This window comes from Streptomyces sp. NPDC032472 (assembly GCF_040636955.1).
In the GTDB taxonomy this organism is placed as follows: domain Bacteria; phylum Actinomycetota; class Actinomycetes; order Streptomycetales; family Streptomycetaceae; genus Streptomyces.
This window is the reverse complement of the sequence record NZ_JBEZVK010000056.1, coordinates 33,378-43,992: the sequence shown is the minus strand read 5'-3', so window position 1 is coordinate 43,992 and position 10,615 is coordinate 33,378. Positions and strand designations below refer to the sequence as shown.

The following is a 10,615-nucleotide window of genomic DNA, read 5'->3' as shown; positions in this document are numbered from 1 at the left end:
AGGTCCGGGCGGAGCCCGGTGCCCGGCGAGCCGGGATCCTTGGGGCGCCGCCCCAGACCCCGCGCCTCAAACGCCGGCGGGGCTGATTTGGCGGACCCACCTCCCAGAAGAGGCGGGCTGCTCCGGCAGCCGGGGTGGGGCTGGGATTGCCCCCGCTTCGGCGGCGCGGGCTGCTAAGGGTGCTGGGACGGGAAGGGGCCCGGGGGTGGGTCCGGAGGGCTCGCGAGGCGGTGTTCCAGGCGGGTGATGGCGGTGCGGATGCCATTGGCCCAGCCGTCGTCCGGCAGGACCCCGGCGGCGGCCCGGGCCCGGGCCAGGTGGACCCGCGCCTCGGCCGGCCGCTGCAGCTTCGCGTAGTCCGCGGCCAGGCTGAGGTGCAGGGAGGGGTAGAACCCCCGGACGGCGGGATGCGGCTCGTCCCGTACCCCTGGCCCCTCCCCCGCCCCCTCCCGCAGCCCGTCGGCGGCGGTCAGGGCCCGCAGGTCCCAGGACAGCTCGTCGGCGGGATCGTCCTGGGCGTCGGCCATGTAGTGCGCGAGCGTGCACCGGTGGAGCCCGTCGCCGTCCTCCCCGATCTCGGTCCACAGCTCGCGCAGCCGGTTGCGGGCCTCCTCCCGGTCCCCGGCGTGCAGCAGGATGACCGCCTGGCCGATCCGCGTCATGACCGCGTCCTCCGACGCCTCCTGCTGCTGCTCCCGCACCGCGGCCTCCGGCTGGCTCCGCCGGACCCGCTGCGGTCCGGTCGTCCCGACGCTAGCCGGAGGCACCGGGGATGGCGCCGAGGCGCGGTCGGCCGTCAGCCCAGGTTCGGGATCGTCCAGTCGATCGGCTCATGGCCCTGCGCCGCGACGGCCTCGTTGATCTGGGTGAAGGGCCGGGAGCCGAAGAACTTCTTCGCCGACAGCGGGGAGGGGTGGGCGCCCTTGACGACGACGTGCCGCTCCTCGTCGATCAGCGGGAGCTTCTTCTGGGCGTAGGCGCCCCACAGCACGAACACGGCCGGGTCGGGGCGGTCGGCGACGGCGCGGATCACCGCGTCGGTGAACTTCTCCCAGCCCTTGCCCTTGTGCGAGTTGGGCTCGGCCTCGCGGACGGTGAGCACCGCGTTCAGCAGCAGGACGCCCTGCTCGGCCCACGGCATCAGGTAGCCGTTGTCCGGGACGGGGGTGCCGAGATCCTGGTGCATCTCCTTGTAGATGTTGCGCAGCGAGGGCGGCGTCTTGACCCCGGGCCGGACGGAGAAGCACAGGCCGTGGCCCTGGCCGGCGCCGTGGTACGGGTCCTGGCCGAGGACGAGGACCTTCACCTTCTCGAAGGGGGTGGCCTCCAGGGCCGCGAAGACCTGCTCGCGGGGCGGGTAGACCGGCCCGTTCGCCCGCTCCTTCTCGACGAACTCGGTGAGCTCCTTGAAGTAGGGCTGGTCCAGCTCTCCGCCGAGGACGGGGAGCCAGGACTCGGGCAGCATCTGGGTCACGTCTACAACCTCCGGTAGTACAAGTACACGCCACTGCGCGGTGCAACAGCTCAGAACCTACCGGGGGCCACTGACAACGCCGCACCCGCCGGGGGTCGAAGCCCCCGGCGGGTGCGGCCGCCGGCTGCCGTGGCCGGCTGCGGACGCCCGCTACCAGCTGGTCTTGCGGTACAGCTCCCACATCTGGAAGACGGTCTGCGGGTCCAGCGCCCGCTCGCCGCCCGCGATGTCCTCCCGCGCGGCGACGTACAGCTTGCCCTGCCACAGCGGCAGCAGCCGGACGTCGTCGGCGAAGATCTGCTGCGCCTGCTCGAACTGGTGGATGCCGGCGGCGCGGTCGCTCTCGCGGCGGGACTTGGGCAGCAGGTCGGTCAGGATCTCGTTCTGCTCGTACGGGGTGCCGACCGCGTTCTCCTTGCCGACGAACGGCGCGATGAAGTTGTCGGGGTCCGGGAAGTCGGGGAACCATCCTCGGCCGAACACCGGGAACTGGCCGTTCTTGTAGCCCTCCTGGAAGGTCTTCCAGGGCTGCCCGCGCAGAGTGATCTTGAACAGGCCGCTCTCGTCCAGCTGCCGCTTGATCTCGGTGAACTCGTCGGCGGTGGAGGCGCCGTAGCGGTCGGTGGTGTACCAGAAGGTCAGCTCCACCTGCCCGTTGATCCCGGCGTCCTTGAGGATCTTCTTGGCCTTGGCGACGTCGGGCTGGCCGTACTTGTCGAAGAACGGCGTCTTGTGGCCCACGACGCCCTTGGGGACCATCGAGAACAGCGGCTCGGCGGTTCCCTGGTAGACCTTGGACACGAGCGCGCCGCGGTCGATGATCTGCGCGATCGCCTGGCGCACGGGGAGCTTGTTGACGTTGGGGTCCTGGGGGTTGAACACCAGGTAGCGGATCTCCGAGCCAACGTTCTCGACGACCTGGACGCCCAGCCCGTGCGCGGCGGGGCTCTGGAGGTCCTTGATCTCCGTGGCCGACAGGCCTCGGTAGGTGGCGTCGATCTCCTTGCTCTTGAGCGCGGCGACCATCTTCGTGGAGTCCGTGAAGTAGCGGATGGTGACCCCGTCGTTACGGCGGTTGGCGAAGCCGTTGTAGGCGTCGTTCTTGCCGAGGACGGCCTCGCTGCCCTCCTTGTACGAGTCCAGCAGGTACGGGCCGGAGCCGGTGATCTTGCCGTCCTCGCGGACCTTGTCCGCGGGGTAGTCCTTGGGCGCGACCAGCGAGGCGGCCGGCGAGCCGAGGACGAAGGGGAAGGTGGCGTCCGGGACCTTCAGGTGGAAGACGACGGTCTGGGGGTCCGGGGTCTCGATCTTGTCGAGGTTGCCGAAGAGGTCCTTCGGGCCGACCTTGGAGCCGATGGTCCGGATCCGGTCGAGGGAGTACTTGACGGCCTTGGCGTCGAGCGGCTCGCCGTTGGAGAACTTCAGGCCCTTGCGCAGCGTGCAGCGGTACGACTCGTTCGCGGAGTCGGTGAAGTCACAGGCCTGGGCCGCGTCCGGCTGGGGCTTGCTGGAGCCCGTGGGGAAGGCCAGGAGGGTCTGGTACACGTTGCGGTACAGCTCCCAGGAGCCGTCCCAGGCCGCGGCGGGATCGAGGGTGCTCGGAGCGCTCGTCGTGCCGACGACGATGCGCTTCTGGGCGTCTTTGCTGTCATCCGAAAGCAGACCGCATCCGGCGAGCAGGGATATGGACGCCAGGGCCGCAGTGATCTGCAGGCTTCTGGTCCGGTTGAACACGTGCACGCTCCTCGATCAGCCAGGGGTGCCGCAAACCCTAGCGCAGTGCGTCACAAATCCAAGGGGCAGGTTTGGTGTGACACTTGACCGATTTCGCGCATGTTCGATACGTATTTGCCTCCCCGACGGAGGCAAATACGTCCGATTATCGATCAGTGAACTCCGGCATTGAGGAACATTCCTCCGTCAACGACCAGAGTTTGACCGGTGATCCATTCCGCTTGTGCAGATGTAAGAAAAGCCGCAGCCCCGCCGATGTCCTCCGGCCGGCCCAGTCGGCCCAGCGGATAGGCCGCAGCGGCCTCCGCCTCGCGCCCCTCGTAGAGGGCCTGGGCGAACCTGGTCTTGACCACGGCCGGCGCGATCGCGTTGACCCGGACCCCCGGCGCCATCTCGTGGGCGAGCTGGAGGGTGAGGTTGACCATGGCGGCCTTGCTCATCCCGTACGCCCCGATGAAGGGCGAGGCGGAGACCCCGGCGATGGAGGCGATGTTCACGATCGCCCCGCCGTTGTCCTTCTGCCAGGCGTGCCAGGTCCGCTGGGCGAAGCCCAGCGCCGAGATCACGTTCGTCTCGAAGACCTTGCGCGCGACCCCGAGGTCCAGGTCCGCGATCGGGCCGAAGACCGGGTTGGTGCCCGCGTTGTTGATCAGGAAGTCGACCCGCCCGAAGGCCTCCATCGTGCGCTCGACCGCGACGGCCTGGTGGGCCTCGTCGTGCGCCTTGCCGGCGACGCCGATCACCCGGTCCGCGCCGAGCGTCTCGACGGCCTCCTTGAGGGCCTCCTCGTTGCGACCGGTGATGCACACCCGGTCGCCGCGGGCCACCAGCGCCTCGGCGATGCCGTAGCCGATGCCCCGGCTCGCGCCGGTGATCAGCGCGACCTTGCCGCTGTCCGTTCCTTCGTACGCCATGTCGGTGCCCTTGCCTCTCGTCAGTTGAGCGGGCCGCCGGCCACGTACAGGACCTGGCCGGAAACGAACCCGGCCGCATCGCCCGTGAAGAAGGCGATCGCGTTGGCGATGTCGTCGGGGAAGCCGACGCGCTGCACCGGGATCTGGGTGGCCGCGGCGGCCTTGAACTCCTCGAAGCCCATGCCGACACGGGCGGCGGTCTGGGCGGTCATCTCCGTGGCGATGAAGCCGGGGGCGACGGCGTTGGCGGTGACGCCGAACTTGCCGAGCTCGATGGCCAGGGTCTTGGTGAAGCCCTGCAGACCCGCCTTGGCGGCCGAGTAGTTGACCTGGCCGCGGTTGCCCAGCGCCGAGCTGCTGGAGAGGTTGACGATGCGGCCGAACTTGGCGTCGACCATGTACTTCTGACAGGCCCTCGACATCAGGAACGCGCCGCGCAGGTGCACGTTCATGACGGTGTCCCAGTCGCTCTCGCTCATCTTGAACAGCAGGTTGTCGCGCAGCACGCCCGCGTTGTTGACCAGGATGGTCGGCGCGCCCAGCACGCCCGCGACGCGCTCGACGGCCGCCTCCACCTGCGCCGCGTCCGAGACGTCGCAGCCGATCGCCACGGCCTTGCCGCCGGCCGCGGTGATGGCCTCGACGGTGTCCTTGCAGGCCGCCTCGTCGAGGTCGAGTACGGCGACCGCCCGGCCCTCTGCGGCCAGACGCACGGCGGTGGCCGCGCCGATGCCCCGGGCCGCCCCGGTCACGATGGCGACGCGCTGCTCGGTGGTGGACATGCTGGATCTCCTCGCGCTTGGAATCCTCTGGGCGGCCCTCGAAGGTGAGCAACCGCTTAGTAGCTTCAGCTGAGGAGACGCTAGGAGCCCTGGCACCCGGTGTCAACGGCACCGGGCCCAGGGCCCCTCGGGTCGTCCGGATCAGCGCACCAGCAGGTCGAGCAGGCGTTCCACTTCGGCCTCCGGATCGGCCGTCAGCCCGGTGTGCACCGGGCCGGGCTGCACCACCGTGCTGCGGGGCGCGATCAGCCAGCGGAACCGGCGGCCCGCGTCGTCGCCCGCCGCCTGGCCGGCCTGTTCACCGCCGGTGCACACGCCCTCGACGCCGTGCAGGGCGGCCCGTACGCCGACCACGTCGGCCTCCGGGTCGAGCGCGAGGAGCTTGGCCTCGTCCAGGTGGGTGCGGGCGGCGACGTACGAGCGCGCCCGGCAGTAGACGATCACGCCGGCGTTGAAGCACTCGCCGCGCTCCACCCGGGGCACCACGCGCACCAGCGCGTATTCGAACACGTCCCGCTTGGTCACTCGTCGCCGCTCTTCTGCTTGTTCTTGTCGGGCTGGGGAGGGAGGCGCTCGGCGAGCCAGCCCGGCGGACCGGACTGCGGCCTGACCTCGCCCTCCATGGTGATCCTCTCGTGGATCGTGGCCGCGCGCGGCAGCAGTGCCTCCACATAGGCGCGTCGCACCGCGCCGGTGGAGTCGAAGCCCGGCTCGTCGACGAGCCACTCGTCGGGGACGTCCGCCGCGACCTCGGTGAGCAGCTCCTCGGTCACCAGCGGAGCCAGCTCTGCGGCCGCGGCCGCGATGTCCGGGCCGACGGGGGCCAGGACGTGGTCGGAGGCGTTGTAGGGCTTGGCTGCGGCGGCCTGGGCGGTGGGCCAGTTGTGGTGCCAGATCATCGTGGCGCCGTGGTCGATGAGCCACAGGTCCCCGTGCCAGACCAACATGTTCGGATTGCGCCAGGACCGGTCGACGTTGTTGATCAGCGCGTCGAACCAGACCACGCGTCCCGCTTCGAGGGGGTCGGCCCGGTACGCGAGCGGGTCGAAGCCGATCGAGCCGGGCAGGTAGTCCATCCCGAGGTTGAGCCCGCCGCTGGCCTTGAGCAGCTCCTGGACCTCCTGGTCGGGCTCGCCGAGCCCGATGACGGGGTCGAGCTGCATCTGCACCAGCCGCGGGACCCGCAGGCCGAGCCGCTGGGCCAGGCGGCCGCAGATGACCTCCGCGACCAGGGTCTTGCGCCCCTGGCCGGCTCCGGTGAATTTCATGACGTAGGTACCGAGGTCGTCGGCCTCGACGATCCCGGGAAGCGAGCCGCCCTCACGCAAGGGCGTAACGTAGCGGGTCGCTGTCACTTCTGTAAGCATTTCCCGAGGTTAAGGGGCGTCAGGCCGTTCGGTCGTGCGGGGAGGGCCGGTCCGGCGGGTGGAAGCAGGCCGTGATCGCCTTGCCGCCGTGGACCGCGTGGGCGTCCCACTCGTCGGCGAGGGCATCGATGATCGCGAGGCCCCGGCCGGAGGTCGCCTCGCGGGACGCCTGGCTGGGGGCAGGCAGCTTCGGGTCCTCGTCCGCCACGCTGACGTGCAGACACGTACCGTCCCAGGTCAGGACGAGGTGGGCGCTGCTGTCGGCGTGCACGTGCGCGTTGGTGACCAGTTCGGACACCGTGAGCACGATGGAGTGGACCGTGTCGGGGGCGCGCTCGGTCCACGGCAGGGTCCTCAGATGTGCCAGACACCACCGACGGGCCTCGCGGGCCCCGTGGTGGACGGGAAACGACCGGGCCCAGCCCACTGCTCGCACCGGCACGGTCCCACCTCGCCCTCACTCGTCGGGTCGTTCGTCAGCTGCGGCCGGCCCGGTGGCGGGGACGGCGGCCGGCCGACCCGCGGGTGACCAGCAGCAGGGCCAGCAGCATCGGCGCGATCAACAGAATCATGGTGGCCACGGTGGTCCGTCCCCTCGCGATCGGTACCTCTTCGACCTGCTCGACCTCTTCTCGTATTGCCGCCCGGCCGTGGCCGAAACTTCCGATTCGGCAGCCCGCTCTCCCCGCTGCGGAGCGCCTTCGCGTGCAGAGCGGGCTCCGGGCGGGCATGTGCGGATGGACCTGGCAGGCCCGAGAAAGGACGGACACCGTGGTACGACCGAGGATCCTCGTGGTGGGAGCCGGATTCGCCGGGGTCGAGTGCATCCGGCGGCTGGAGCGCAGGCTGTCGCCCTCGGAGGCCGACATCGCCCTGGTCACGCCGAGTTCCTACCAGCTGTACCTGCCGCTGCTGCCCCAGGTGGCCTCCGGCGTGCTGACCCCGCAGTCCGTCGCCGTCTCGCTCCGCCGCAGCAGCCGCTACCGGACCCGGATTATCCCCGGCGGGGCCGTCGGCGTGGACACCCGGGCGAAGATCTGCGTCGTGCGCACCATCACCGACGAGCTGACGAACCATGCGTACGACCACCTGGTGCTGGCCCCCGGCAGCATCACCCGCACCTTCGACATCCCCGGCCTCATTGAGAACGCTCGTGGCATGAAGACCCTCGCCGAGGCCACGTACCTGCGCGACCACGTCATCTCCCAGCTCGACCTGGCGGATGCGAGCGAGGACGAGGCGGAGCGGGCGGCGCGGCTCTGCTTCGTCGTGGTCGGCGGCGGGTACGCCGGCACGGAGACGGCCGCCTGCCTCCAGCGGCTCACCCACCACGCCGTGAAGCGCTACCCCCGGTTGGACCCCCGTCAGATCACCTGGCACCTCCTCGACCTCGCCCCGAAGCTGATGCCCGAGCTCGGCGACGCACTGGGACAGGCGGCCCTGGGCATCCTGCGGCGCCGCGGCATCCAGGTCTCCCTCGGCGTCAGCGTCGCCAAGGCGGGCCCCACGGAGATCACGCTGACCGACGGCCGGGTGCTGCCCAGCCGGACCCTGATCTGGACCGCCGGAGTGGCCGCGAGCCCGCTGATCGGCACCCTCGACATCGACGCGGAAACCGTCCGCGGCCGGCTGCTGGTGACTCCGGAGATGACCGTGCCCGGTGCGCCCGGCGTGTTCGCGCTGGGAGACGCGGCGGCCGTCCCCGATCTCGCCGCGCAGGAGGAGGGAGCAGTGTGCCCGCCCACCGCGCAGCACGCCCTGCGCCAGGGGCGTACGCTCGCGGACAACCTGATCGCGACGCTGCGCCACCAGCCGCTGCGGCCCTACGTGCACCAGGACCTGGGGCTCGTCGTCGACCTCGGGGGCACCGACGCGGTGTCCAAGCCGCTGGGCGTCCCGCTGCGCGGCCTCCCGGCCCAGGCCGTGGCCCGCGGCTACCACTGGTCCGCGCTGCGCACCAACGTCGCCAAGACGCGCGTGCTGACCAACTGGCTGCTCAACGCGCTGGCCGGGGACGATTTCGTCCGGATCGGGATGCGGTCCGCCAAGCCGCCGACCCTGCGGGAGTTCGAGTACACCGACGCCTACCTGAGCCCCGAGCAGGTGAGGGCCCACACTGCGGCGCTGCGCGCCACGGGCTGAGGGACGGCGGCTCGCGCCCTTTGCGGATCACCCCGGCCAGTGCACGCGCCCGAGATGGATCAGGCGGAGCTGGCTGCGGGCCGTGGCTGTGGCGGCCGACCAGTCCTCACCTCGCAGCGAGGCCGCGAGGAACGCCGAAGCCGTCATGAACATGTGGTCCACCAGGAGCCGGGACAGCATCGTCACGTCGGGGGCGTCCCAGCCCGCGCTCGTGGGGTCGGCTCCCAGCGCCACCCCTATCTCGTCGGCCAGGGCGTCGAGTTGTCCGGCGATGGCTTCCCGTACCGCCGGGACCCCGCCGTGGCGTTCGCGGACCAGGAAGCGGACGTGGGCGGGTCGGCCGCGCACCAGTTCCGCGACGAGCCGTACCACGGCGTCGCCGCGCCGTTCAGCGTCGCCGGTTGCGGCGAGGATGCCCCGCACCGTCTCGTGCAGGCTGGCCAGCGCCTCCTCGACCAGCGCGGCACCCAGCTCGTCCATGCCCCGGAAGTGGCGGTAGAAGGCGGTGGGGGTGACTCCGGCCGCCCGGGCCACCTCCCTGAGGCCGAGACTGCCGAGGCTGCGCTCCTCCAGCTCCGCCAGGGCGGCGTCGAGGAGGGCGCGGCGGGTACGGCGGCGCTGGGCTTCACGGACCCCGGTGGACGCACTCATGACGCGAAGTCAACCTCGTCACAGTCAACCGACGCCAGCATGAGGCAAACTGAACCGGGTAGTCAGTGAACAACTGTTACCTGAATGGAAGGACGTCTCATGCTCTTCCTCGTAGGTGCGTTGCTGGTCCTCGGTGTCGTGATCGGGGCCGCGGCGCACGTCCCCGTGCCCGTCAGCGTGGTCGCCGGCTGCGCCATCGCCCTGTGGCTCGCTCTCTTCGCCGTGCGCGAGCGCCTCTGGGGCCACCGCCGGGCCGGGCGTCCGGACCACGAGCGCGGAGGTCTGCGATGAGCCGGACCGAATCCCGCGTGGGCGCTGTGAATCCGGGCCGTGATGCCGATGCGATGGCGGTCACCGCGTTCGTGCTCGGTCTGGTGGGGCTGCTCGTGATGAACCTCGTGCTCGGTCCGACCGCCGTCGTCCTCGGCGCCCTCGCCCTGTGGCGGCGGACGAGCAGGCCCGGCCGGGCCCGCCTGGGCATCGCCCTGGGCGTGGCCGACGTGGTGGTCCTCGCCTTCCTCGTCACCGCCGACGGGACCTGGTCGTGGAGCCTGGCCTGAGCGTCGCCCCACGCGGTCAGGGCAGGGTCCAGATCTGAGTCGTCATGAGGTAGAAGACGGCGACCCAGAACACCGTCACCGCGGCGACGAGGCCGAGGCCGATCCGGTTGCTCTTCGCCCGCGGTTCGTCCGGGCGCGGGCGCAGCCACCGCTTCAGCAGCGGGTTGACGTAGTACGGCATCGTCAGGAAGGTCATCAGGAGGCTGGAGAGCAGGTTCCCGACCAGCATGCCCAGCCAGAACGGCATGTGCAGCGGCGACAGGGCGAGCGTCAGGAACACGACGGTCGGGTACAGGCCGACCCACACGGCGATGGCGGTCTTCGTCTCGGAGGGGGCAGGCGCCGCTGTGCCGTCCTCCTCGAAGGCGAACCAGCTGCCGAACGAGTTGTCGATCGTGCTCAGCTTGAAGTCGCTGAACTCCCGGCCCTCGGCCAGTATTTCCTGCCGCCTGGACGAGGTCAGCCAGGCGTCGAGGTGCTGGGCGCTGTCGAACCGGTACATCGTGGTCCATTCGTCCTGGAGCCCCTCGATCGGCCGGAACATCTCGGTTCCGCGGAAGCCCTCGAACGTGCTCTCCGCTTCGCTCATGCGGCGCTGCCACGCGAGGAACTCGTCCACGCGGTCCGGGTGGACGCGGTGGGTGATCACCACGGTCACGAGCGGATCAGGGGTCTTGGTGTTGCCGCCGGTGAGGACCCGCTGGGTTCCCGGGCCGTCGAGATAGGTGTCGCCGACCTCCAGCAGCCGCTGCCTGGTGGCGCTGTTGATCCACGCCTGGAGGTGGGGTATCGAGTCGAACCGGTAGACGATGACCCATTCCGGCTGCAGGGCGGTCGGCCGGGAGACCTCCACTCCGAGGTACCCGGGGTAGTCGGCCGCAGCGGCGTTGACCTCGTCCTGCCAGAGCTCGTAGTCGCGCTCCCGGCCCGGCAGGACCTTCTGGCCGATGATGGCCGTCGCCGCGGCGTCCTCGTGCTTGTCGGTGTCCAT

Annotated in this window: 13 protein-coding genes; 3 read left to right on the top strand and 10 right to left on the bottom strand. The window is 70.6% G+C overall.

What is annotated here, in order from left to right:
* Positions 1–173 precede the first annotated feature (173 nt).
* From AB0F11_RS28935 to AB0F11_RS28900, 8 genes are all read right to left on the bottom strand, one after another.
* Positions 174–662 carry a hypothetical protein gene (locus tag AB0F11_RS28935; RefSeq protein WP_362179759.1) on the bottom strand — a complete coding sequence of 163 codons (489 nt, stop codon included), beginning with the start codon at positions 660–662 and terminating at the stop codon, positions 174–176.
* Between the two features lie 134 nt (positions 663–796).
* Positions 797–1,465, bottom strand: coding sequence for a uracil-DNA glycosylase (locus AB0F11_RS28930; protein WP_362179756.1), 669 nt, complete (start codon positions 1,463–1,465; stop codon positions 797–799).
* Between the two features lie 159 nt (positions 1,466–1,624).
* A complete protein-coding gene (locus tag AB0F11_RS28925; protein ID WP_362179747.1) occupies positions 1,625–3,208 on the bottom strand; it encodes an ABC transporter substrate-binding protein in 1,584 nt (527 codons plus the stop codon).
* A 152-nt stretch (positions 3,209–3,360) separates the two neighbouring features.
* Complete coding sequence (locus AB0F11_RS28920; protein ID WP_362179745.1) at positions 3,361–4,122, bottom strand: SDR family oxidoreductase; 762 nt, start codon at positions 4,120–4,122, stop codon at positions 3,361–3,363.
* Between the two features lie 20 nt (positions 4,123–4,142).
* On the bottom strand, positions 4,143–4,904 hold the full coding sequence (fabG, locus tag AB0F11_RS28915) for a 3-oxoacyl-ACP reductase FabG (RefSeq protein WP_362179742.1): 762 nt from the start codon (positions 4,902–4,904) through the stop codon (positions 4,143–4,145).
* Positions 4,905–5,045: 141 nt separating this feature from the next.
* Positions 5,046–5,429, bottom strand: a complete 384-nt coding sequence (locus tag AB0F11_RS28910; protein WP_362179739.1) for a DUF3037 domain-containing protein — start codon at positions 5,427–5,429, stop codon at positions 5,046–5,048.
* A complete protein-coding gene (locus AB0F11_RS28905) occupies positions 5,426–6,271 on the bottom strand; it encodes a HipA family kinase (RefSeq protein WP_362179736.1) in 846 nt (281 codons plus the stop codon). Before AB0F11_RS28905 ends, AB0F11_RS28910 begins: the two co-directional genes overlap by 4 nt.
* A gap of 19 nt (positions 6,272–6,290) precedes the next feature.
* Complete coding sequence (locus AB0F11_RS28900; protein WP_362179732.1) at positions 6,291–6,713, bottom strand: ATP-binding protein; 423 nt, start codon at positions 6,711–6,713, stop codon at positions 6,291–6,293.
* A 329-nt stretch (positions 6,714–7,042) separates the two neighbouring features.
* Here AB0F11_RS28900 and AB0F11_RS28895 point away from each other — a divergent pair, with 329 nt between their 5' ends.
* A complete protein-coding gene (locus AB0F11_RS28895; protein ID WP_362179729.1) occupies positions 7,043–8,413 on the top strand; it encodes an NAD(P)/FAD-dependent oxidoreductase in 1,371 nt (456 codons plus the stop codon).
* A 27-nt stretch (positions 8,414–8,440) separates the two neighbouring features.
* Here AB0F11_RS28895 and AB0F11_RS28890 read toward each other — a convergent pair whose 3' ends face one another.
* Positions 8,441–9,064: a TetR family transcriptional regulator gene (locus AB0F11_RS28890; protein ID WP_362179726.1), complete on the bottom strand. Its 624-nt coding sequence runs from the start codon at positions 9,062–9,064 to the stop codon at positions 8,441–8,443.
* A 99-nt stretch (positions 9,065–9,163) separates the two neighbouring features.
* Between AB0F11_RS28890 and AB0F11_RS28885 the strand changes: the two genes are divergently transcribed.
* Positions 9,164–9,355 carry a hypothetical protein gene (locus tag AB0F11_RS28885; RefSeq protein WP_362179753.1) on the top strand — a complete coding sequence of 64 codons (192 nt, stop codon included), beginning with the start codon at positions 9,164–9,166 and terminating at the stop codon, positions 9,353–9,355.
* Positions 9,352–9,624: a DUF4190 domain-containing protein gene (locus AB0F11_RS28880; protein ID WP_362179723.1), complete on the top strand. Its 273-nt coding sequence runs from the start codon at positions 9,352–9,354 to the stop codon at positions 9,622–9,624. The genes AB0F11_RS28885 and AB0F11_RS28880 overlap by 4 nt, the downstream gene beginning before the upstream one ends.
* Before the next feature lie 16 nt (positions 9,625–9,640).
* On the opposite strand, the gene AB0F11_RS28875 is transcribed toward AB0F11_RS28880, so the two are convergent.
* On the bottom strand, positions 9,641–10,615 hold the full coding sequence (locus AB0F11_RS28875) for an antibiotic biosynthesis monooxygenase (RefSeq protein WP_362179720.1): 975 nt from the start codon (positions 10,613–10,615) through the stop codon (positions 9,641–9,643).

Bases quoted from the DNA above. Each gene is read 5' to 3' on its own strand.
- AB0F11_RS28930 (WP_362179756.1), bottom strand. From the start codon at position 1,465: ATGCTGCCCGAGTCCTGGCTCCCCGTCCTCGGCGGAGAGCTGGACCAG.
- AB0F11_RS28880 (WP_362179723.1), top strand. From the start codon at position 9,352: ATGAGCCGGACCGAATCCCGCGTGGGCGCTGTGAATCCGGGCCGTGAT.
- AB0F11_RS28920 (WP_362179745.1), bottom strand. From the start codon at position 4,122: ATGGCGTACGAAGGAACGGACAGCGGCAAGGTCGCGCTGATCACCGGC.
- AB0F11_RS28905 (WP_362179736.1), bottom strand. From the start codon at position 6,271: ATGCTTACAGAAGTGACAGCGACCCGCTACGTTACGCCCTTGCGTGAG.
- AB0F11_RS28890 (WP_362179726.1), bottom strand. From the start codon at position 9,064: ATGAGTGCGTCCACCGGGGTCCGTGAAGCCCAGCGCCGCCGTACCCGC.
- AB0F11_RS28935 (WP_362179759.1), bottom strand. From the start codon at position 662: ATGACGCGGATCGGCCAGGCGGTCATCCTGCTGCACGCCGGGGACCGG.
- AB0F11_RS28875 (WP_362179720.1), bottom strand. From the start codon at position 10,615: ATGGACACCGACAAGCACGAGGACGCCGCGGCGACGGCCATCATCGGC.
- fabG (WP_362179742.1), bottom strand. From the start codon at position 4,904: ATGTCCACCACCGAGCAGCGCGTCGCCATCGTGACCGGGGCGGCCCGG.
- AB0F11_RS28885 (WP_362179753.1), top strand. From the start codon at position 9,164: ATGCTCTTCCTCGTAGGTGCGTTGCTGGTCCTCGGTGTCGTGATCGGG.